Annotated in this window: 18 protein-coding genes and 1 pseudogene; 9 read left to right on the top strand and 10 right to left on the bottom strand. The window is 69.3% G+C overall.

The window, feature by feature from the left end; translation table 11 throughout:
• Positions 1-52: 52 nt before the first annotated feature.
• The 5 genes and pseudogenes from BMZ45_RS22145 to rpsU all read right to left on the bottom strand — a co-directional run bounded on the left by BMZ45_RS22145 (position 53) and on the right by rpsU (position 3,070).
• Entirely contained in the window at positions 53-607 is a 555-nt protein-coding gene (locus BMZ45_RS22145) for a hypothetical protein (RefSeq protein ID WP_256374562.1), read from the bottom strand.
• A pseudogene (gene dnaG, locus BMZ45_RS18510) lies at positions 584-1,822 on the bottom strand (DNA primase); the annotation flags it as partial. The gene BMZ45_RS22145 and the pseudogene dnaG, both read right to left, overlap by 24 nt.
• 29 nt (positions 1,823-1,851) lie before the next feature.
• Complete coding sequence (locus BMZ45_RS18505) at positions 1,852-2,244, bottom strand: hypothetical protein (RefSeq protein ID WP_091638000.1); 393 nt, start codon at positions 2,242-2,244, stop codon at positions 1,852-1,854.
• Between the two features lie 6 nt (positions 2,245-2,250).
• A complete protein-coding gene (locus tag BMZ45_RS18500; RefSeq protein ID WP_091637999.1) occupies positions 2,251-2,697 on the bottom strand; it encodes a GatB/YqeY domain-containing protein in 447 nt (148 codons plus the stop codon).
• A 157-nt stretch (positions 2,698-2,854) separates the two neighbouring features.
• Positions 2,855-3,070: a 30S ribosomal protein S21 gene (gene rpsU / locus BMZ45_RS18495; RefSeq protein WP_031371286.1), complete on the bottom strand. Its 216-nt coding sequence runs from the start codon at positions 3,068-3,070 to the stop codon at positions 2,855-2,857.
• 124 nt (positions 3,071-3,194) lie between these two features.
• Between rpsU and tsaD the strand changes: the two genes are divergently transcribed.
• From tsaD to BMZ45_RS18475, 4 genes are all read left to right on the top strand, one after another.
• The gene (gene tsaD, locus BMZ45_RS18490) at positions 3,195-4,220 is read left to right on the top strand and encodes a tRNA (adenosine(37)-N6)-threonylcarbamoyltransferase complex transferase subunit TsaD (RefSeq protein WP_091637998.1); all 1,026 of its coding nucleotides are present in this window, start codon (positions 3,195-3,197) and stop codon (positions 4,218-4,220) included.
• A 164-nt stretch (positions 4,221-4,384) separates the two neighbouring features.
• The gene (folB, locus tag BMZ45_RS18485; RefSeq protein ID WP_091637997.1) at positions 4,385-4,744 is read left to right on the top strand and encodes a dihydroneopterin aldolase; all 360 of its coding nucleotides are present in this window, start codon (positions 4,385-4,387) and stop codon (positions 4,742-4,744) included.
• Between the two features lie 58 nt (positions 4,745-4,802).
• Positions 4,803-5,291, top strand: a complete 489-nt coding sequence (folK, locus tag BMZ45_RS18480; RefSeq protein ID WP_091637996.1) for a 2-amino-4-hydroxy-6-hydroxymethyldihydropteridine diphosphokinase — start codon at positions 4,803-4,805, stop codon at positions 5,289-5,291.
• Between the two features lie 184 nt (positions 5,292-5,475).
• Positions 5,476-6,306, top strand: coding sequence for a DUF6159 family protein (locus BMZ45_RS18475; protein ID WP_091637995.1), 831 nt, complete (start codon positions 5,476-5,478; stop codon positions 6,304-6,306).
• Between the two features lie 325 nt (positions 6,307-6,631).
• On the opposite strand, the gene BMZ45_RS18470 is transcribed toward BMZ45_RS18475, so the two are convergent.
• Positions 6,632-7,384, bottom strand: a complete 753-nt coding sequence (locus BMZ45_RS18470) for a pteridine reductase (RefSeq protein WP_091637994.1) — start codon at positions 7,382-7,384, stop codon at positions 6,632-6,634.
• A gap of 132 nt (positions 7,385-7,516) precedes the next feature.
• Between BMZ45_RS18470 and BMZ45_RS18465 the strand changes: the two genes are divergently transcribed.
• From BMZ45_RS18465 to BMZ45_RS18455, 3 genes are all read left to right on the top strand, one after another.
• Entirely contained in the window at positions 7,517-8,731 is a 1,215-nt protein-coding gene (locus BMZ45_RS18465) for a class I SAM-dependent methyltransferase (protein WP_091637993.1), read from the top strand.
• Positions 8,728-9,168 carry a hypothetical protein gene (locus BMZ45_RS18460; RefSeq protein ID WP_091637992.1) on the top strand — a complete coding sequence of 147 codons (441 nt, stop codon included), beginning with the start codon at positions 8,728-8,730 and terminating at the stop codon, positions 9,166-9,168. The genes BMZ45_RS18465 and BMZ45_RS18460 overlap by 4 nt, the downstream gene beginning before the upstream one ends.
• A 128-nt stretch (positions 9,169-9,296) precedes the next feature.
• Positions 9,297-11,804 (top strand): TonB-dependent receptor plug domain-containing protein, encoded by a 2,508-nt coding sequence (locus BMZ45_RS18455; RefSeq protein WP_091637991.1) that lies wholly within the window; start codon positions 9,297-9,299, stop codon positions 11,802-11,804.
• 935 nt (positions 11,805-12,739) lie between these two features.
• Here the strand turns inward: BMZ45_RS18455 and BMZ45_RS18450 are convergent.
• The 4 genes from BMZ45_RS18450 to BMZ45_RS18435 form a co-directional block, all read right to left on the bottom strand.
• Positions 12,740-13,960: a multifunctional CCA addition/repair protein gene (locus BMZ45_RS18450; protein ID WP_091637990.1), complete on the bottom strand. Its 1,221-nt coding sequence runs from the start codon at positions 13,958-13,960 to the stop codon at positions 12,740-12,742.
• A gap of 22 nt (positions 13,961-13,982) precedes the next feature.
• Entirely contained in the window at positions 13,983-14,360 is a 378-nt protein-coding gene (locus BMZ45_RS18445; protein WP_091637989.1) for a PH domain-containing protein, read from the bottom strand.
• Positions 14,361-14,689: 329 nt separating this feature from the next.
• On the bottom strand, positions 14,690-15,610 hold the full coding sequence (locus tag BMZ45_RS18440; protein ID WP_175489149.1) for a complex I NDUFA9 subunit family protein: 921 nt from the start codon (positions 15,608-15,610) through the stop codon (positions 14,690-14,692).
• The gene (locus BMZ45_RS18435) at positions 15,607-17,628 is read right to left on the bottom strand and encodes a lytic transglycosylase domain-containing protein (protein WP_091637988.1); all 2,022 of its coding nucleotides are present in this window, start codon (positions 17,626-17,628) and stop codon (positions 15,607-15,609) included. Before BMZ45_RS18435 ends, BMZ45_RS18440 begins: the two co-directional genes overlap by 4 nt.
• 178 nt (positions 17,629-17,806) lie before the next feature.
• On the opposite strand from BMZ45_RS18435, the gene BMZ45_RS18430 reads away from it, so the two are divergent.
• Together BMZ45_RS18430 and BMZ45_RS18425 are read left to right on the top strand one after the other, a co-directional pair.
• On the top strand, positions 17,807-18,607 hold the full coding sequence (locus BMZ45_RS18430) for a sulfite exporter TauE/SafE family protein (protein ID WP_254776687.1): 801 nt from the start codon (positions 17,807-17,809) through the stop codon (positions 18,605-18,607).
• A gap of 285 nt (positions 18,608-18,892) precedes the next feature.
• Positions 18,893-21,790, top strand: coding sequence for a TonB-dependent receptor plug domain-containing protein (locus BMZ45_RS18425; protein ID WP_091637987.1), 2,898 nt, complete (start codon positions 18,893-18,895; stop codon positions 21,788-21,790).
• The last annotated feature ends 250 nt before the right edge of the window (positions 21,791-22,040 follow it).

Here is a 22,040-nt window from a genome sequence, read left to right as displayed (position 1 = left end):
GCACCCTACGGATGCTGTGAGCGCACCACGCGATTCGCCGCATCCGCTCCGCTCAGAGCGCCGGCCCCGAATAGCCCGCGATCTGCGCGCGCAGCGCGCGCGCGTCCTGCAGCAGGCGCGCGGTCTCGGCGCGCTCCTCCATGCTCAAGGCCGCGGGGCCGAGTTCGCGCAGCTTGTCGGCGATCTCGGCCTGACGCTGTTCCACCGCCTGCAGTTCGAGCTGGCTCATGGTGCCCAGGAAGTAACGGCTGATGACCTGCTCGTCGCCGACGAAGCTGCTGGCGGCGAGCTTTTGCAGCGCCTTGGCTTCCTCGCGTTCGGCGAAATGCTCGATCAGCGCGCCGGTGTTGATGTCCGGGCGCGCCGCGATGAGTCCGACGATCTCGGTCAGCAGCTCCACGCCGTTCTGGCGCAGCGCCGAGAAGCGGTAGGGCGCCTGCAATTCCAGGGCCAAAGCGGGTTGCTGCAGCAGCAGCTCGATCGCCGCGCGCACCAGCGAGCGTTTCTGCGTCGGCGCGGTACCCCGCGCTCGCTGCGCGGGCACGTGGGTCTCGGGCGTGCTCGCGCGCGCGCCCACGCCGGTGAGTTCGGTCAGGCGCTGGCGCATCAGGTCGCCGAAGGCGCCGTCGGGAATCTGCGCCAGCAGCGGCTTGGCGCGCTCGGCCAGGCGGCCCTTGCCTTCCAGGGTGCCCAGGTTGACGTCGGCGGCCAGGGAGTCGAACAGGAACTGCGACAGCGGCGTGGCCTCGCGCAGGCGCCGGTCGAAGCCCTCGGCGCCTTCCTTGCGCACCAGCGAATCCGGATCCTCGCCTTCGGGCAGGAACAGGAAGAAGGCCTGGCGGCCGTCCTTCATGCGCGGCAGCACCGATTCCACCGCTTTCCAGGCCGCGCCGCGGCCGGCGCGGTCGCCGTCGAAACAGAAATACACGTCGGCCGCGTTGCGGAACAGCAGCTCGGCGTGGTCGGGCGTGGTCGCGGTGCCGAGGGTGGCCACCGCGGTGTCCACGCCGTGCTGGAACAGCGCGACCACGTCCATGTAGCCCTCGACCACGATCAGGCGCGGGATCTTGTTGTGGGCCTGGCGCACCTGCCACAGGCCGTAGAGTTCGCGGCCCTTGTGGAACAGCTGGGTCTCGGGCGAGTTGAGGTACTTGGGCCCGTCTTCCTTGTCGAGCACGCGTCCGCCGAAGGCGATGGTGCGGCCGCGGCGGTCGTGGATCGGGAACATCACGCGGTCGCGGAATTTGTCGTAGACGCGGCCGCTGTCGTTCTTGGAGAACATGCCGGCGCGCTCCAACAGCTTCATGCGGCGCTCGTCGGTGCCGAGCGCGTCGCGCAGCGCGTTGAAGCCGTCGGGCGCATAGCCGATGCCGAAGCGCTCGCGGATGTCGGCGCTGACGCCGCGGCTGTCGAGATAGCCCTGGGCCTTGCCGCTCTGGCCGTACTGCTTCTGGAAGAAGCGCGAGGCCGCCTCGACCGCGGCGTAGAGATCGCGGCTGTCGGAATCCTCGTTGCGCTGCTGAGTATCGCGCGGTACTTCCACGCCGACGCGCTTGGCCAGTTCCTCGACCGCGTCGAGGAACTCGAGGCGGTCGTAGTTCATCAGGAAGCTGATCGCGGTGCCGTGCGCGCCGCAGCCGAAGCAGTGATAGAACTGCTTGGTCGGCGAGACCGTGAACGAAGGCGAACGCTCGTCGTGGAACGGGCACCGCGCCGAGTATTCCTTGCCCTGGCGCTTCAACGGGATGCGCGCGCCTATCAGCTCGACGATGTCGGAGCGGGCGAGGAGGTCGTCGATGAAGGCGTCGGGGATGCGGGCCATCGGAGGGCTAGGATGCCATGAGCCGGGGTCTAGGCGGGCTCGCCGTGGAATGGCTCGGCGACGATCTGTTGCAGGTCTTCGTACACGATGTAGCCGGGGCGATCGGCCATGACCATCTCGACCGGATGGCCCCGTTCCCGGAGCAGCGTCGCGACGGCCCGCATGCGGTCGACGGCCGGCGTGGCTTCGGCTTTCAGCCAGGAAACGCCATGCGTGTTCTTGTGGGACACGTTACGTTTCCGCGCGAAACGATCCGGCACCGGAAGATTCAGCTCCAGCCAGCGCAGATGTTCGCCGAGCTGCGCATGTTCCCACTCGGTGAGCTCGCCCGAACGGAGTTGCTCGTAGGCGAGCGTCAGCAGGCCAGTCGCTTGCCCGGTGCGCCAGTCGCGCGCCGGGATGACGAACCGCAGGAAAGGCATCGCACCTCAGCCGGCCAAGCGCTTCTTAACCAGCGCCGACACCTGGCCCATATCGGCCTGGCCGGCGAGCTTGGCCTTGAGCGGGCCCATCAGCTTGCCCATGTCGGCCGGGCCGGTGGCGCCGGTCTCGGCGATGGCGGCTTCGATCGCGGCCAGGATCTCGGCCTCGCCCAGCTTGGCCGGAACGTAGCGCTCGATCACCGCGATCTCGTCGCGTTCGATCACGGCCAGGTCCTCGCGCGCGGCGGCTTCGTACTGGCTGACCGAGTCGCGGCGCTGCTTGACCATCTTGTCGAGCACGGCGATCACGGCGGTGTCGTCCAGCTCGATGCGCTCGTCGACTTCCTTTTGCTTGATCGCGGCGTTGATCAGGCGGATCACGCCCAGGCTCTGCTTGTCGCCGCTCTTCATCGCGGCCTTCATGTCGTCGGTGAGTCGTTGCTTAAGGCTCATGGCGCGCTCCTTGAAGTAGGGCGGGAAGGGTAGGTAAGGGGGCGGCGGCCGGGTGGCGGCCGAAACGCAAAAAGCCGGCGGCGCAGGGCGCGGCCGGCTCCTTGGTCATCCCTCGCTGGCCCCGTCCACGGACGGTGGGGCTGCGCGGGATACGCGATCAGTACAAGCGCTGGCGCTTGGTAACGTCGCGCGAGGCGCGGCGCGCCTGACGCTTAACCGCAGCAGCGGCCTTGCGCTTACGCTCCTGGGTCGGCTTCTCGTAGAACTCGCGCTTGCGGGTCTCGGCGAGCACGCCGGCCTTTTCGCAGGTGCGCTTGAAGCGACGCAGGGCAAACTCGAAGGGCTCGTTTTCGCGGACTTTGACGCTGGGCATACGTAATCTCGATTCGGGGACCGGCCCGTGCAGACCGGGCGAGCCGTGCATTATAGCGGCGGCCCTACGGAAGGTGCAACATAGCCCCCATGAAGGCGACAGACCCCCAACAGCAGGCCCGCCGATGAAGGTTCTGGGCATCGAAACCAGCTGCGACGAGACCGGTGTGGCGGTGTACGACACCGAGACCGGGCTGCGCGCGCACGCTCTCTATAGCCAGATCTCGCTGCACGCGGAGTATGGCGGCGTGGTCCCGGAACTGGCCAGCCGCGACCACGTGCGCAAGCTGCTGCCGCTGATCCGCCAGACCCTGGATGAATCCGGGCTTCAGGTCGCGGACCTGGACGGGGTGGCCTACACCGCCGGCCCGGGCCTGGTCGGGGCCCTGCTGGTCGGGGCCGGGGTTGCGCGCTCGCTGGCCTGGGCCCTGGACCTGCCCGCGGTGGCGGTCCACCACATGGAAGGCCACCTGCTGGCGCCGTTGATGGAGGACGACCCGCTGGGGCGCCCGCAGCCGCCGTTCGTGGCCCTGCTGGTGTCCGGTGGGCATACCCAGCTGGTCGCGGTGGAGGCCATCGGCCGTTACCGTCTGCTCGGCGAAACCCTGGACGACGCGGCCGGCGAGGCCTTCGACAAGACCGCCAAGCTCATGGGCCTGCCCTATCCCGGCGGTCCGCAGCTGGCCGCCCTGGCCGAGCGCGGCCGGCCCGGCCAGTACAAGTTCTCGCGGCCGATGACCGACCGCCCGGGCCTGGACTTCAGCTTCAGCGGCCTCAAGACCCAGGTCCTGCTGACCTGGCGCGACAGCGACCAGAGCGAGCAGACCATGGCCGACATCGCGCGCGGCTTCGAGGACGCGGTGGTCGAGACCCTGGCGATCAAATGCGAGCGCGCGCTGGACGCGGCCGCCTGCGACACCCTGGTGGTCGCCGGCGGCGTCGGCGCCAACAAGCGCCTGCGCGCGCGGCTGGCGCAGATGGCCGAGCGCCGCGGCGGCCGGGTCGCGTTCCCGCGCCCGGCGTTCTGCACCGACAACGGCGCGATGATCGCCTACGCCGGCGCGCTGCGGCTGATGGCGGGGCAGCGCGAGGATGCCTCGGTGATGGTGACGCCGCGTTGGGATATGGCGCAGTTGCCCGAGGTGGCGTGAAGTTTGGAGCCGGCGCCAGCCATGAGCGTTCGCCGCCGACCGGGCTCACGCGCTAAAGTCACTGCATCCCCGCGCTCGCGGGGATGACGCTTACGGAGCGGCGATGCCGCTCGAATCCCGCGCTTTTCCGATTCACCCCTTCCGAATCCCCAATCCCGGCTCTTATGGACCACGTCTTCATCGAAGGCCTCGAGATCGAGGCGCTGATCGGCATCTACGACTGGGAGCGGCGCATCCGTCAGCCGCTGGTGTTCGACCTGGACATGTCGTTCGACAACCGCATCCCGGCCGCCAGCGACGCGATCGAGGACACCTTGAACTACAAGGCGGTCAGCAAGCGCATCATCGAATACGTGTCGCAGTCCGACTTCGGTCTGGTCGAAACCTTGGCCGAGCGCGTGGCCGCTATCGTGATCGAGGAGTTCGGCGTGCGCCGGGTCCGGCTCAAGCTCAGCAAGCCCGGTGCGGTGCGCGGCGCGCGCGCGGTCGGGGTGTCGATCGTGCGCGAGCGCGCCGGCGGCTGAGCCGCGACGCCACTTTCTCTTTCCGCCCCGCCACCGGCCGGGCGTACCGGATACCGCGATGGGCAAGGCCTACCTCAGTCTCGGCAGCAACCTGGATGCCGCGACCCACCTGCGCGGCGCGATCGCCGCATTGCGCGAACGCTTCGGCGAGGTGGTGCTGTCGCCGGTCTACCGCACGCGCGCGGTCGGCTTCGACGGCGCCGACTTCTACAACAGCGCGGCCATCGTCGACAGCGACTTGGAGCCGCAAGATCTCAACGACTGGCTGCACGCGCTGGAAGATCGCCACGGCCGCGACCGCAGCGGGCCGCGCTACAGCGACCGCACCCTGGACATCGACCTGGTGCTCTACGACGACCGCTTGCTCGAAGGCCCCGGCAACCTGCGCATCCCGCGTCCGGAGCTCAAGCACGCCTTCGTGCTGCGGCCGCTGGCGGACATCGCGCCGGAGGTGGTGGTGGCGGGCACCGGCCGCACGCTGGACGAGCTGTGGCGCGCGCATCCGGACTACGCGCAGCCGGCGGTGGTGGCCGACCTGGGCGACTGATCCGCGCGTAGACGGATCGTTCCGATACCCGCGCGCCGGGCGCTCGCCGACGGTCACATTCCTCGCCTCGCCCGGGTCTATGTCGGGGAGCGAGCGCGCCGCCGGTCGGCGCACGCACGCCAACGCTTGCGATGTGCCGAGTTTGGCCCGAGCATGCGTCCATTCATCCACGGGGGATCGCACGATGTTCGAAAAGTTTTCGCGTAGCTGGGGCCTGGTCAAGGCGAGCGCGGGCGTGTTGCGCTCGGACAAGGAACTGATGCTGTTCCCGATCCTGTCCGGCGCGGCCACGCTGCTGGTGCTGGCGACCTTCCTGGTGCCGATGTTCGCCTTGCGCCTGTTCGAGAACGGCGTCGGCGTGGGCGGGATCGTGTTCGGCTTCCTGTTCTACTTCTGCCAGTACAGCGTGATCATCTTCTTCAACTGCGCCCTGGTCGGCGCGGCCATGATCCGCCTCGACGGCGGCGATCCGACCCTGCGCGACGGCTTCAACGCGGCCAAGTCGCGCCTGCCCTCGATCCTGGGCTACGCCGCGATCGCCGCGACCGTGGGCCTGATCCTGCAGTCGCTGAAGGACCGCGACAACAACTTCATCGTGCGCATGATCGGCTCCGGCCTGGGCGCGGCCTGGACCCTGGCTACCTTCATGGTGGTGCCGGTGCTGGTGAGCCAGAACGTCGGCCCGATCGACGCGCTCAAGCGCAGCATCGGCCTGCTCAAGCAGACCTGGGGCGAGAACGCGATCGGCAACGTCGGCATCGGCGCGGCGTTCGGTCTGATCACCTTCGCGGTGATCGTGGTGGGCGCGGCGCTGGCCTTCGCGGCGGCGCAGGTCTCGGTGGGCCTGGCGATCGCGGTGGGCGCGCTGTTCCTGATCGCGGTGCTGCTGCTGGGCGTGTACCAGGCGGCGCTGAGCGGCATCTACTCGGCGGCGCTGTACCGCTACGCGACCGACGGCGAGGCGCCGGAGGCGTTTCGCGCGCTGGAGTTGCAGTCGGCGTTTCAGGCCAGGTAATGAACCGATAGCCTCTCTCTCGCTGGCGGGAGAGAGGCTGGGGTGAGGGCCGCTGCGGGCGTGTAGCTCCAACCTCAGTCGCTGCCCTCATCCGCCCTTCGGGCACCTTCTCCCGCCTGTGGGAGAAGGGAGTGCGAAGAAGGGCGTGAGATAGCCCCTCTCCCGCTGGCGGGAGAGGGGTTGGGGTGAGGGCCGCCGCGGGCGTATAGCTCCAATCTCAGTCGCTGCCCTCATCCGCCCTTCGGGCACCTTCTCCCGCCTGCGGGAGAAGGGAGTACGAAAAGAAGAAAGGCGTGAGGAATGGGAGAGTCGAAGGCTTTGAGCCTCACCCCCCCAGCAAGCGCCCGCCATCCACTCGCAGCACCTGCCCGGTGGTATAGCGCGCCTCGCGCAGCAGCCAGCGCACCGCTTCGGCGATTTCCTCGGCGCTGCCAGTGCGGCCCAGCGGCGTGCGCGCCAGCATCGCCGCCTTGGCCGCCTCGTCCTTGGCGCCCTCGGCTTCCGGCCACAGGATCGCGCCCGGCGCGACCGCGTTCACCCGTACGTCCGGTGCCAGTTCCAGCGCCAGCGCACGCGTGGCCATCACCAGCGCGGCCTTGGCCATGCAGTACAGGCTGTGGTCGCGCAGTGGGCGCTCGGCGTAGATGTCGACCAGGTTCACGATCGCGCCGCGCGCGGCCTTCAGGTGCGGCGCGGCGGCCTGCGCCAGGAAGAACGGCGCGCGCGCGTTGCTGGCGAACAGCGCGTCCCATTGCGCGGGCGTGGCGCTGCCGATCGGCGTGGGCGCGAAACCCGAGGCGTTGTTGACCAGGGCGTCGAGGCGGCCGTAGCGGCCGACCGTCTGTGCGATCAGCTCGGGCAGGCGATCGAACTCGGCCAGGTCGGCCTGCAAGGTCAAGGTGCTGCCCGGGCGCGCAGCTTCCAGCTCGGCCGCGAGCGCGGCCATGGCCTCGCCCGAGCCGCGGTAGTGCAGGGCCAGGTCGTAGCCGTCGGCGTGCAGCGCGCGCGCGATCGCGGCGCCGATGCGCTTGGCGCTGCCGGTGATCAGGGCGACGGGAGTGGCGGGAGTGGCGGACATAGGCGTGTCTATGGGGGCAGCAACCAGTGCGTAGTAACGCGTAACCAGTGAAAAGCACGGCTCCTGCGCGTTACCCGTTACTTTGCACTAGTTACTTATACTGCAGACCGCCCGCTGCGCCCCCAAGCCGCCATGCCCGACCCCACCCCGAACGACCCCCACCGCGAAGCCGCGACGCTGCCCGCGCCGGGCCAGGACGCCCTGGAGCACAGCGCGCGCCTGGAGGCGCTGATCCGCGAGCAGATCGGGGTCAACGAGGGCGCGATCCCGTTTTCGCGCTACATGGAGCTGGCCCTGTACGCGCCCGGCCTGGGCTACTACAGCGCCGGCGCGCGCAAGTTCGGCGACGACGGCGATTTCGTCACCGCGCCCGAGATCGGACCGGTGTTCGCCGCCTGCGTGGCCGAAGCGGTGGCGCCGGTGCTGCGCCAGCTCGGGCCGGGCGCGCGTTTCCTCGAGCTGGGCGGCGGTACCGGCGCCTTCGCCGAGGTCGCGCTCAAACGCCTGCTCGAACTGGATGCTTTGCCCGATCGCTACGCCATCCTCGAACCCAGCGCCGAGCTGCGCCATCGCCAGCGCGAACGCCTGCAGCAACGGCTGACGCCGCCGCTGTTCGAGCTGGTCGAGTGGCTGGACGGGCCGTTCCCGGAAGACTGGGACGGCGTGCTGTTCGCCAACGAAGTCATCGATGCCCTGCCGACGCCGCGCTTCGCGATCCGCAACGGCGAGGTCTACGAAGAGAACATCGTGATCGACGGCGACGGTTTCGCGCGCGAGCTGCGCGAGGCCGACGCTTTCCTCGGTAATGCCGTGCGTCAGGTCGAACGCCGGCTGGAACGGGAGTTCGAGGAAGGCTATCGCTCCGAGCTGCTGCCGCAGCTGCCGTACTGGATCCAGGCCGTGTCCGGCGGCATGCGCGCGGGCGCGATGCTGTTCGTCGACTACGGCTACGCGCGCGCCGAGTACTACGCGCCCGAGCGCAGCGACGGCACCCTGCGCGCGTTCTACCGCCATCGCATGCACCACGATCCGCTGCTGTGGCCGGGTTTGCAGGACATCACCGCCTCGGTGGACTTCACCGCTCTGGCCGAGGCCGGCGTCGCCGCCGGTTTCGATTTCGCTGGCTACTGCTCGCAGGCCAGCTTCCTGCTCGGCAACGGCCTGGCCGGCGTGCTCGAACGCATCGAGGCGATAACCGACGAGGCCGAACGCCAGCGCCGCCACAACGAGATCAAGCGCCTGACCCTGCCCAGCGAGATGGGCGAACGCTTCCAGGTCATGGGCTTCGAGAAGGACGTCGAGTTCGGGATCGCCTTCCTGGCCGGCGATCTGAGCCACCGCCTGTGAGGGCGGGCAAGGGCGATGCCCGCAAGGGCCCCTGGCTGCGCCCGTTCCATACCCCGCGGCGCTGGCTGGCCCTGGGCGCGGCCGGCGTGCTGGCGGTGATCGCGGTGTCGCTGCTGCCGGCGGGCGACCTGCCGCCGTCGCCGTTCGCCGGCTCCGACAAGGTCGGCCACTTCCTCACTTACGCCGCGCTGTCGGCCTACGCCGGCATGCTGTTCGCGCGCATGCGCCCGCAGGCGCTGAGCGCGGCCGGCCTGATCGTGCTGGGGGTGGCGCTGGAATACGCGCAAGCCGCGCTCACCGACAGCCGCATGGGCGACAGCCGCGACGCCCTGGCCAACGCCCTCGGGGCGCTGACGGGGCTGGTCACCGCCTCCACGCCGCTGGCGCTCATGTTGCAGCGCATCGATGCCCGTTTGGCCGGAACTCGTTTGTCATAGTGTGATCGGGTTGGTAAAGCCAAAGTCGGCACAGTCACACGACGTATTGCGCAAAGGTTAAGAACTTGTGAACCTCGGGCCGGACTTTCGGGAAGTCCGTCCCCCGACCCTTTCGCAAGGAAACGACCATGTCCGCAGTGCACCGCAACCGACTGGCGCTGGCCGTGGCCGCCGCCATGGCCGCCAGCGCCGTCGCCCCCGTCTACGCCCAGACCGCGGCCCCCGCCGAGGACACCGCGACCACGCTGGACGCCGTCCAGGTCACCGGTTCGCGCGTGCGCGGCCGCACCGCCGAGGACACCGCTGCACCCGTGGACGTGATCGGCCGCGAAGAGATCAACGCCACCGGCGCGCTCGAGGTCGGCCAGATCCTGCAGATGCTGGAGCCCTCGTTCAACTTCTCGCGTACCTTCGTCAGCGACGGTACCGACATCCTGCGCCCGGCCACGCTGCGCGCGCTGGGCCCGGACCAGGTGCTGGTGCTGGTCAACGGCAAGCGTCGCCATCAGCAGGCGCTGGTCAACGTGCAGCAGACCATCGGCCGCGGTTCGGCCGGTACCGACATCAACGCGATTCCGGTCTCGGCGATCGAGCGCATCGAAGTGCTGCGCGACGGCGCCGCCGCCCAGTACGGTTCGGACGCGATCGCGGGCGTGATCAACATCATCCTCAAGCGCCAGACCGACCACACCGAGCTGTCGATCGAGGGTTCGCAGTACTACGCCGGCGACGGCGAGATGCTGCACGGCTCGGTCAATACCGGCTTCAAGCTCGGCGCCGACGGTTTCATCAACCTGTCGGCCGAAGCGCGCAACCGCAACGAGACCAACCGCGCCGGCCCCGACAGCCTGCGCACCAACCCGCCGCGCGTGACCCAGCGCCTGGGCGACGCCGACGCCAAGGACTACTACCTGTGGCTCAACGCCGGCCTGCCGGTGGGCAAGGGCGAGCTGTACTGGTTCGGCGGCATCTCGCGCCGCGAAGGCGATTCCTCCGGCTTCTTCCGCAGCGCCGGCGACAACCGCACGGTGCCGGCGCTGTACCCCAACGGCTTCCTGCCCAACATCCTGACCACGGTCGACGACGCCTCGCTGGCGGTGGGCTACAAGGCGCCGATCGGCGAGAACTGGGATTGGGACATCTCGATCAATCACGGCCGCAGCAAGTTCGGCTTCGAAGAGGCCAACTCGGTCAACGTGAGCTGGTGGTACGAACCGCGCGATCCGGCCAACCCGGCCGCCGGCATCTACGCCGCCTCGCCGACCACCGCCAAGACCGGCACGCTCAAGTACGACCAGACCACCTTCAACCTAGATTTCCGCGGCAGCGTCGACGGCTTCAACGACAACCGCCTGTACCTGGCCACCGGTTTCGAATGGCGCCAGGACAACTACGCGATCGAAGCGGGCGACCCGGTGTCGTACATGTACGGTCGCACCAACAACCCGGCCATCATCATTCGCGGCCAGACCGGCGACATCGCGCCGGGCGGCATCCAGGGCTTCCCGGGCTTCACCCCGGGCACCGAGGTCGACGAAGGCCGCCACAGCATGGCGCTGTACTTCGACGCCGAGACCAACCTGACCGATCGCTTCCTGCTCGGCGGCGCGGTGCGCTTCGAGGACTACTCCGACTTCGGCAACACCACCACCGGCAAGCTGTCGGCGCGCTTCAACGCCACCGAGACCTTCGCCGTGCGCGGCACGCTGTCCACCGGCTTCCGCGCGCCGGGCGTGCAGCAGCAGTACTACAACCAGGTCTCGACCAACCTCAACCCCGACGGCACCCTCACCGACACCCTGACCGCGCGTCAGGACAGCGCGGTCACCCGCGCGCTGGGCGTGGCGCCGCTGAAGGAAGAGACCTCGCGCAGCGGTTCGGTGGGCATGGTGTTCAAGCCCAACGAGCGCTTCTCGCTGAGCGCCGACCTGTTCCGCATCGACATCGACGACCGCATCATCTTCTCCGGCGTGATCGCGCCCGAGTCGGTCGGCAACGACGGCCAGCCCTGCGCGGCCAACTTCAGCAACTGCCCGATCGCCGGCGCGCTGGCGCCGTTCCGCGTCGGTCAGGCGCAGTTCTTCACCAACGCCATCGACACCCGCACCACCGGCCTGGACATCGTCGCCAACCACAACACCGAGTTCGCCAGCGGCAGCAACCTGACCCTGACCGCGCTGGTGCACTTCAACAAGACCGAAGTGCGCGAGATCCATTCGAACTCGCCGATCCTGGCCCCGGGCCAGCTGTTCGACGCGGCGCAGATCACCCTGGTCGAGCGCGGCCAGCCGCGCGCGCATCACGTGCTGCAGAGCGTGTACGAAACCGGCCCGTGGACGATCACCGGCCGCGCCAACTACTACGGTTCGGTCACCGGCGAGTTCTTCGCGCCGGAACAGACCTGGGGCGGCAAGACGCTGTTCGATCTGGCGGTGCGTTACTCGTTCACCGACGACCTGCACCTCACCGTCGGAGGCAACAACATCTTCGACCAGTACCCCGACAAGTGGTCGGTCGGCGCCGACAACCCGGGCGTGAATCCGTTCCCGTCGCTGGGCTTCAAGTACGGCTGGGAAACCATGCCCTTCGGCATGAACGGCGGCAGCTACTACGTGCGGCTGGACTATCGCTTCTGATTCGCGACACCGATGGAGTGGTTGGAACGCCGGGCGGCCGCGAGGCCGCCCGGCGTTTCGTTTTTCTGGTGTGCCTGCCTGGGTGGGAGCGGAATCGGCAGGGCCGGGTAGGAGCGGCGCGAGCCGCTCCCACAGAAAGCAGGAAAGCGGAGTTGGCAGCGCCGGGTAGGAGCGGCGTGAGCCGCGACTCGGGATTCGGCGTGCGTGGTTGGTTTCGTCGTGGGTGCGGTTTCGCGGTCGCGGCTTGCGCCGCTCCTACAGGTGGCGATCGGAAGGGGCGTGGGTGGGGGCGAGCGATGTTCGGGGTGCGTTGCGCTGGCGCTGTGGGAGCGGCGTGAGCCGCGATTGGGCTGCGGCGGTGACGCGAGTTGCGCGACGAGTGCGGGGCATTCATCGCGGCTTACGCCGCTCCCACAGGAAGCAGAAAGCGGTGTCGGGATGGCCGGGTAGGAGCGGCGCGAGCCGCGACCCGGAATTCGGCGTGTGTCGTTGGTTTCGTCGTGGGTGCGGTGTCGCGGTCGCGGCTTGCGCCGCTCCTACAGGGGGTGATCGGAAGGGGCGTGGGTGGGGGCGAGCGATGTTCGGGGCGGGTTGCGCTGGCGCTGTGGGAGCGGCGTGAGCCGCGATTGGGCTGCGGCGATGACGCAGGTTGCGCGACGAGTGCGGGGCATTTATCGCGGCTTACGCCGCTCCCACAGGAAGCAGAAAGAGGAGTTGGCAGGGCCGGGTAGGAGCGGCGCGAGCCGCGACCCGGGATTCGGCGTGCGTGGTTGGTTTCGTCGTGGGTGCGGTTTCGCGGTCGCGGCTTGCGCCGCTCCTACAGGTGGTGATCGGAAGGGGCGTGGGTGGGGGCGGGCGATGTTCGGGGTGCGTTGCGCTGGCGCTGTGAGAGCGGCGCTACCGAGCCGGAGCGCCAAGGCAGGCGGTGCGCCGGACTATTTGCCGTTTACGACGGCGATCGCGGCGATGCGCGCGCGGCGCAGGGCTTCGCCGACTTCGGGGCCGCTGCGGCCGGCGGCGACGTCCGTGGCGCGCACCGCGAGCGCGGCGTCGAGGGCGTCGCGCAGGCGCTGCGCCTGCGGGTAGTCGACCTCGGACAGGCCGGTGCGGCCGCGCTTGTCGGCCTCGCAGACCAGGCTGAGGCGGCGCACGCGCTCGGGTTGGCGGAAGCCGTCGCAGCGCGCGATCAGCTCGTACACCGTGGCCGCGCGCAACTCGTCGTAGCGGTGCACGTTGAGGTGCTCGCGGCACGCGGCCTCGGCGAGTTGGCGATGTTCGGTCGGCACCTTCAGGCGCTCGTTGAGTGCGCGCAAGGGCTCCAGGCCCGCACGCTCGTGACCGTGATGCTTGGGCAGCGCCTCGCTCGGCGTCAGCGCCTTGCCCAGGTCGTGGGTGAGCGCGGCATAGCCGATCAGATCGTCGCCCGGCGCCAGCCGCGCGGCCATGTCGCAGACCAGTTCGGTGTGCAGTCCGCTGTCGACCTCGGGGTGGTACTGCGCCGGCTGCGGCACGCCGTACAGCGCGTCCACTTCCGGCAGCACCGCGCCCAGCGCGCCGGCCTCGCGCAGGGTGCGCAGGAAGGCCGAGGGCCGTTCGCTGGCGAGCGCGCGCCGCAGCTCCTGCCATACGCGTTCGGGCACCAATTCGGCGAGCTCGCCGGACTCGGCCATGTGCCGCATCAAGGCGGTGGTTTCCGGCGCGACGCTGAAGCCCAGCGCGGCGAAGCGCGCCATGAAACGGGCGGCGCGCAGCACCCGCAGCGGATCCTCGACGAAGGCCGGACCGACGTGACGCAGCACGCGCGCGTCCAGGTCGCGCGCGCCGCCGTAGGGATCGACCAGGCGGCCGTCTTCGTCCTGGGCGATGGCGTTGATGGTGAAGTCGCGCCGGCCCAGGTCTTCCTCCAGCGAGACCGAGGGATCGGCGTCGACGACGAAGCCGCGGTAGCCGCGCCCGGATTTGCGTTCGGTGCGCGCCAGCGCGTACTCCTCGCCGGTGTCCGGATGCAGGAACACCGGGAAGTCGCGCCCGACCGGCTTGTAGCCGGCGTCGAGCATCGCCTCCGGGGTGGCGCCGACCACCACGTAGTCGCGATCGCCCGGCGTCCGTCCGAGCAGGCGATCGCGGACGGCGCCGCCGACCAGGTAAGTCTTCATCGCATCGCCGTCGGCCGCGGGCTCAACGCGGCGAGTTCTGCGCCAGCAGCGCGATGATGTCCTCGGCGCCGCTGCTGCGGCCGAGGTGGCGCACGATCGGCGCCGGCTGGCCCGAGACCCAGACCCGCAGTTCCGATTCGAGATCGAAATGGCCCGCGGTTTCCAGCGAGAACATCACCACGCTGCGGTAGGGCAGGCTGAGGAACTCGGTCTTGCGACCGGTCACGCCCTGCTTGTCGACCAGGATCAGGCGGCGGTCGGTGAACACGATCAGGTCGCGGATCTCGCCGAACGCGCGCTGCACGGTTTCGCCCGGCGCGAGCAGGGGCATGAAGTCTTCGGCGATCTTGTCCACCGGCTTGTCGCCGGCGTGGCCGAGCAGGGTGTCGAGCAAGCCCATGGCGGCGCTCCTGTGTGGGTTCGGATGTCGATGCTAAGGGTTGTTGGGTGGCAGGGCGAGGGGCGTTGTCGTCTGCCTCAGCGATGAATCCGGGAGAGACGAGCGGATCGAGCGGAGCTCTGCGCCGTTGCCGTCATTCCCGCCCTCCAGGTAATGACGGGCCAAAGCAGCGGCAAGGGCGAGCCGGCGCGCAACCGTAGGATGCGGTAAGCCGCAGGCGCACCGCATCGAACGCCATCGTGGCAACGACGATGATGCGGCGGTCACCGCAATCCTGCGAGGCTGGACCGCATGCAGCGGCGACGGGCGCCACCCGTCGCAACCGAACCTCAATCGCCCGCCGGCGCCAAGCCGAGGATTTCCCGCAGCCGCGGCGCCACCGGCGTCGCCGCGATGCCGAGCCGGGACAGCCCGTTGTCGGCACTGACCGAATCGGTCTGCAGCGAGCGCCAGTTGTCGCGGCTGATCGGCTTGCCCGGCAGGTGTTCGCCGATGCCGGCCTGCAGGCGGCCCAGCGCCTCGGGCAGCGGGATCACCGCGCGCAGGCGGCCGCGCGTGCGCGCGGTCAGGCGCACCAGCTCGGCCAGAGTGTAGACGTCGGGGCCGACCAGGTCGTAGCTGTGGCCGATGCTGCCGCCGTCGGCGAGCGCGCGCGCATAGGCCTGGACCACGTCGCCGACCCAGACCGGCTGGAAGCGCGCCTCGGCGCGGCCGATCGGCAGCGCCGGGGCGAAGCGCAGCAGTTGATCGAAGCGGCAGAACAGGCCGTCGCCGGGACCGGCGATGACCGAGGGGCGGAACAGGGTCCAGTCCAGTCCGGATGCGCGCACGCGCTGTTCGGCGCGCCCGCGTGACTGCAGATAGTGGCTGTCGCCGCTGCCGGCACCGAGCGCGCTCATCTGCAGCAGGCGGCGCACGCCCATCTCGCGCATGGCCTCGATCAGGGATTCGAGCTGGCCCACGTACACGCGCTCGAAGCCGCTGCCGTCGTCGCCGCGCTCGTTGAGGATGCCGATCAGGTTGACCACCGCGTCGGCGTCGTCGAGCACCGCGCGCAGGAAACCCGTGTCGTGCACGTCGCCTTCGATCAGGCTGGAGTCGCGCGGCAGCAGCGCGCGTTTGGCCGGATCGCCGCCGCGGCTGAGCACGGTCAGGCGATGGCCGTCGCGCAGCAGGCGCGCGACCAGGCGCCGGCCGACGAAGCCGGTGCCGCCGAGTACGACGACGTGGCGCCGCGCCGCGGTGTTCACGGCGACTTGGCGGCCGGCGCGGCCGCGAGCGGGCAGACGAAACGCTTGCGCGGCGCGTCGATGCGGCCGCGCATGCGGTCGGTCATGTTCATCGCGTCGCCGTTGAGGCGCCAGTCGTAGATCACGCTGAAGGCCAGCACGCGCGCCACGTACTCGCGCGTTTCCTTGTAGCTGATGGTCTCGATCCAGAAGTCCGCGTCCATGCCCGGGCGCTGCGACTGCCAGCGCGCCAGCGGCGCCGGACCGGCGTTGTAGCCGGCCATGGCGAAGTAGGGCTGGCCGCCGTACTTGTCCAGCAGTTCGCGCAGGTAGGCGGTGCCCAGGATGATGTTGGTGTCGGAGTCGTACAGCGTGGCCGCGCCGCCCCAGGGCAGGCCCAGGCGCTTGGACACGTTGGCGCCGGTCGCCGGCACCACCTGCATCAGACCCATGGCGTTGGCGCCGGAGCGGGCGTTGGGATCGAACACGCTTTCGGCGCGGATCTCGGCCGCGACCCAGGCCGGGTCGAGGTTGTTCTTGGCCGACTCGCGCCGGATCGTGGCGTCGTGGTGCAGCGGGAAGCGCAGGTTGTACAGGCGCAGCTCTTCGGGATTGCCCTTGCCCAGCGAGAACACCGCGCGGTCGAACCAGCCGTGGCTCTGCGCGACTTCGACCGCGATGCGGCGCTGGTCGTTGTCGAAACGCGACAGCGCGTCGTCCCACTCGCGCACCGCCCAGGATTTGCGCTCGATCTTGTACAGGCCCATCGCGCGCAGCACCGCCGGATCGCGCGCGATCGTCGCCTTGGCCGCGACGCTGTCGTTGGGGATCAGCGGACACAGCGCATACGGCTGGCCGATGCGGTCGGCGGCGAGGAAGCCGTGGAACTCGGGCTTGCGCGCGGCTTCGCGGTAAAGGCGGTCGGCGCCGGCCTTGTCGCCCGCGCGTTCGCTCAGGCGCGCCTCGAAATACTGCCAGCGCGAGTCGCCGCGCTGCTTGGCGCCCATCTTACGGATCGCGGCCAGCGCACTGGACCAATCCGAACGCGCCATCGCCTCGCGCGCGCGCCACTCGTGCAGGCGCTCGTCGTAGGACACCGCCGGCACGGCGTTGAGACGTTGCGCGGATTCGGGGCCGTACGAGGCCACCGTCCACAGCGCGGTCTGGTACAGCACGCGGCCGCGGTCTTCGTCGCTGAAGCCCAGCGCGTTGGCGTACTTGGGCAGCTGCGCTTCCGCGGCGTCCGGTGCCGATTTGCCCAGGCGCGCCAGGCCGTAAGAGGCCATGCGCCGGCTGCGCTCGGTCTTGGGCCAGTTCAGCGCGCGCTCGTTGACGCCGTCGATGAAGGCGGCGTAGTCGTTGGCCTGGGCCTGCTGGTCGGCGGGCAGCCCGCGCGCGGCGCTGCGCATCACCGCCGGCAGCCCTTCCGCGGCGGCGGCGTCGATGCGCTGCCAGCGCAAGGTGTCGTCGAGCCCGCCCTGGGCCGCGAGCAGCGCCATCGGTGCGTCGCATTCGTTGGGCAGGGCCTTGCCGCTGGCGCTCCATACCGCCTGCGCGTCGCGCGTCCATTGCGCGTCGGCGCGACGCAGGGCCTGGCGCGCGCTGAGTTCGGCGCAGCGCAGCGCGGTGTTCTTGACCAGTTCGGGCTTCCAGGCGGCGATGAAGGCCGGCCAATCCTCGCGGCGCGCGGTCGCGGCCAGCCAGATCTCGCGGAAGGCGCCGCCGGCGGCCTGATCGCCGTAGCGGGCGAGGAAGCTTTGCGCCTGCGCGTTCGACAGCGAATCGATATTGCGGCGCAGGCCGGCGTACTCGACCCAGCCGTACAGCGGATGGCGCGCGAGGTCGGCGTACTGGGCGGCGTCGAAGCTGCCGTTTTCGGCGGCCTCCAGCGCGGCGCGCACGCGCGGCAGCAGCGGATCGGCGATGGGCGCGGGTACGCTGGCGACGGTCGGCGGCGCGGCCGTGGTCTGCGCGCAGGCGGCGGTGGCGAGGGTGGCCGCGAGCGCGGCGAACAACAGGGGGAGAGGGCGCGGGAGCATGAGCCGGACTATAGCCCAGCGACGATGAATCTCCGGCGTGAAGGCGAGCCGCCGGGCAAGCGCACGTCGTAGGATGTGACGAGCGCAACGCGAATCGCGACTCGTACGGCGCGCATCGCGACGATGCGGTTCGCCCACGGCGCATCGCATCCTACTCAGGCAAGGCAAAGGAGACGCTGTGACGATCGCTTGGCTGGCATTTCTGGTACTCGGGGCGATCGCCGGCGTGCTCGCCGGATTGCTGGGCGTCGGCGGCGGCCTGGTGCTGGTGGCGGCGCTGTCGTGGCTGGCGCCCTGGGTCGGCGTGCCGCAGGAAGCGGCGATGCACACCGCGCTGGCCAGTTCGCTGGCCAGCATCGTGTTGACCGCGGCGGCGTCGGCGCGCGCGCACGCCAAGCGCGGCAGCGTGCTGTGGCCGACGGTGGCCTGGATGGTGCCGGGCCTGCTGATCGGCGGCTGGTTCGGCAGCATGGTCGCGGTGCGCATCGACGACGATCTGCTGCGCTACATCGTCGCCGGCTACTGCCTGATCGCCGCCGCGCAGCTGCTGTTCGGCAAGAACCGCGCGGCCGTGGCCGATCACGAGCCGCCGCCGCGCGGCCTGCCGATGAGCGCGGCCGGGGTCGGCATCGGCGCGGTTTCGGCGGTGGTCGGGATCGGTGGCGGCAGCATGACCGTGCCCCTGCTGGTCTGGCGCGGGATCGCGCCGGTGCGCGCGGTCGGCACCTCCTCGGCCTGCGGGGTCGCGATCGGCCTGGCCTCGGCGGTGGGCTACGCCCTGCACGCGCCGCCCGGGGCGCTGCCGCAGCACGCGATCGGCTACGTCTACCTGCCGGCCGCGATCGGCGTGGCGATCGCCTCGGTCCTGGCCGCGCCCTACGGCACGCGATTGGCGCATCGCCTGAGCGGAGCGACCCTGAAACGGGTGTTCGCGGCCTTCCTGGTGGTGGTGGCGGTGAGCCTGCTGCTGGGCGGCTGAGGCGCGCCTGCGGGCAGGCGGCGCGTGCTGCGGTGATCCGGGCGCCAGGACGCGGCGCTCATCTGATCGCCAGCTGAACATGTAACTGATTGATTTTTATTAAATCGGCTGCCTGAACGGGCGGCCCAGCGGTGTCCTGCGTCCCGAATTCGGCATTTCGCCGCGACAGGGGGTACTTTGCCGCTTGTGGCGGATTCACGAATTGTTTACAACCTCGTGACGCCAGGGAACAGGGGCCCGGCGCCCAAAACAAAACACAGCCACGTCTTACTTAGGGAGAGAGAGATGAAGCCGCTGCGCCGCCAGTCCTTGGCGAAAGCCATCCAGTTGTCCTTGCTGATCAGCCTGCCCGGCCTCGCCGCCGCACAGGACGCCGCCCCCGCCCCTTCGGCCACCACCTTGGATACGGTGACGGTCACGGGTACCCGCATCAAACAGACCAACGCGGTCACCGCCCAGCCGGTGTTCGTGCTCGATCGCCAGAAGCTCGAGAAGACCGGCGTGCAGACCGTCGGCGAAGTGCTGCAGCAGCTCACCGCCGGCGGCAAGGCGCTCAACGCCAAGTTCAACTCCTCGGGCAACTTCGGCTATCCGCCGGACGGCGGCGGCATCGGCGCCGGCTCGGCCCAGGTTGACCTGCGCAACCTCGGCTCGCAGCGCGTGCTGGTGCTGGTCGACGGCATCCGTTGGGTCAACGAATCCTCCGCATCGGGCGTCAGCGGCAGCGCCGACGTCAACACCATCCCGCTGGCGATCGTCGAGCGCATCGAAGTGCTGGAAGACGGCGCCTCGGCGATCTACGGCTCCGACGCCATCGCGGGCGTGGTCAACATCATCACCCGTCGCAAGCTCGACGGCGCCGAAGTCCACGCCTATTTCGGCCAGTGGGGCGACGGCGGCGACACCACCGAAGCCAGCATGACCCTGGGCGGCGCCGGCGAGCGCTGGTCGGCCGTGTTCGGCGCCAGCTACTTCGAACAGAAGGCGATCAGCTCCGGCAGCTGGAAGCAGTCGTCCGAGCCGGTACCCGGCGGCGGTCTGGCCGCGGGCAGCTCGGGCATTCCGCAGGGCCGCTTCACCTTCTGCGATCCCAGCCGTCCGGTCACCGGCGTCGGCGGTTGCGACGCGGCGGGCGACAACTGGTACGACATCACCCTCAATAACGGCACCACCGTGCCGGTGTTCGATCCGAACAACCCCAACGGCGGCACCTACCACGGCTTCAGCGGCGCCGACCGCTTCAACTTCGCGCCGTTCAACCTGCTGTTGACCCCGAGCAAGCGCAAGGCGCTGTTCACCAGCCTCAACTACGACCTGACCGAAAACACCCGGTTGCACGTGAAGGCGCTGTACAACAACCGCACCTCGACCAACCAGGCCGCGCCGGAACCGATCTTCGTCGGTCCCTTCGCCGGCACCGGCGGCATCGCCGACACGGTCATCGTGCACGCCAACAACCCGTACAACCCGTTCGGCATCACCCTGGACCCGGCCACCAACTTCGGTTGGGTGACCAAGCGTCCGATCGAAGTCGGCCCGCGCATCTTCGAGCAGGACGTCGACACCACCTACTTCAACATCGGCCTGGACGGCGTGTTCGATATCGGCGAGCGCGGCTTCGGCTGGGACGCCAACTACGTGCACTCGGAGAACAAGGCCGAGCAGACCTTCCGCAACGGCTACAACGTCGCCAAGATCAAGCTCGCCCTGGGCGATCCGGCGGTGTGCGCGGCGGTGCCGGGCTGCGTGCCGCTGGACCTGTTCGGCGGTCAGGCGCGTCCGATGACGCAGGCCATGATCGACTGGATCCGCACCAAGCAGATTGACTCGAGCAAGCAGGTGCTGGACCTGTTCTCGGCCAACATCACCGGCGACCTGTTCAACATCGGCGATCGCGCGGCCGGCTTCGCGGCCGGTGTCGAGCACCGCCGTTACCGCGGCGAGTTCAACCCCGATCCGCTGCGTCAGACCGGCGAATCGCAGGACTCGTTCGCCGCGCCGGTCAACGCCAGCTACGACGTCAGCGAAATCTATACCGAGTTCAACTTCCCGGTGTTGTCGACCTTGGACATCACCGCCGCGATCCGCTACTCGGATTACTCGACCTTCGGTGGCGCCACCACCGGCAAGGCCGGTTTCCGCTGGCAGCCGATCGAGGACCTGGTGATCCGCGGTACCTACTCGCAGGGCTTCCGCGCCCCCAACCTGGGCGAGCTGTACGGCCTGACCCAGTTCGGCGCCAGCCTGGTCGACCCCTGCGGTCCGACCGGCGGTGGCGGCCCGGCTCCGCAGTACGTGGCCGGCTGTAACGCGCAGGGCGTGCCGCCCGGCTTCGAGCAGGCCAACACCCAGATCACCACCTTCACCGGCGGTAATCCGAACCTGGAGCCGGAAGAGTCCGACAGCTACACCTTCGGCGTGGTCTACAGCCCGGGTTGGGCCGATGCCACCTCGTGGTCGAGCAAGCTCGACTTCGAAGTGAACTACTACCACCACGAGATCGAAGGCGCGATCCAGGCCCGCGATCTGCAGGCCCTGCTCAACGCCTGCTTGGCCAGCGGCGGCACCACCCCGTCGGTGTGCTCGCCGTTCTCGCGCGCCGCCAGCGGCAACCTCAACCCGCCCAACAACTTCCTCAGCAACCTGGGTAGCGTCAAGACCGACGGCGTCGACATCAAGGTCAACTGGGCCAGCCCGGATTGGAGCTGGGGCCGTCTGACCGCGGGTATGCAGTCGACCTTCGTCAACGACTACAAGGCGGTGGACATCGACGGCAACGTCTCCCAGCGCAAGGTCGGCGTGGAAGTCAACGACAGCGCGATTCCGGAGTGGCAGACCAACCTGCAGCTGGGTTGGAACAAGGGCGACTTCGATGCGAGCTGGAACGTGCGCTACATCGCGTCGGTCGACGAGGATTGCGGCAACTCGGTCTACGCCGGTCCCAAGCCGGGCTGCTTGAACCCGCAGAACGTCAACACCCTGGGTTCGGTGACCTATCACGACGTCCAGTTCGGCTGGAAGAACGCGTTCACGCTGGAAGGCCTGAAGCTGTCGGCCGGCGCCAACAACGTGTTCGGCAAGGACCCGCCGGTGTGCGTGACCTGCTCGCTCAACGGTTACGACGCGGGCACCTACGACCTGCCGGGCACCTTCTGGTACGTGAGCGCCGATTACCGTTTCTGATTCGCGCTTAGGTGTTTAACGCGACGGCCGGCGATGCGAATCGCCGGCCGTTTCGTTTACGGGGAGCGACCTCGTACGCGTAGTCCCAAGGCTTTCGGGCTGGGATGCCGGCGCTCTATCGCTGTGGGAGCGGCGTAAGCCGCGATAAGCGCACGGCCATGACGATGCTTGCGCCGCGGCGCGTGGCGACATCGCGGCTTACGCCGCTCCCACAGAAAGCAGGAGCGGCTTGGATTTGGGGGTAGGAGCG

Origin of the sequence: Lysobacter sp. cf310 (assembly GCF_900114355.1) — a bacterium.
Lineage (GTDB): Bacteria > Pseudomonadota > Gammaproteobacteria > Xanthomonadales > Xanthomonadaceae > Lysobacter.
Note: the sequence above shows the minus strand (reverse complement) of the source record. Positions and strands in the feature narration are given on the sequence as shown.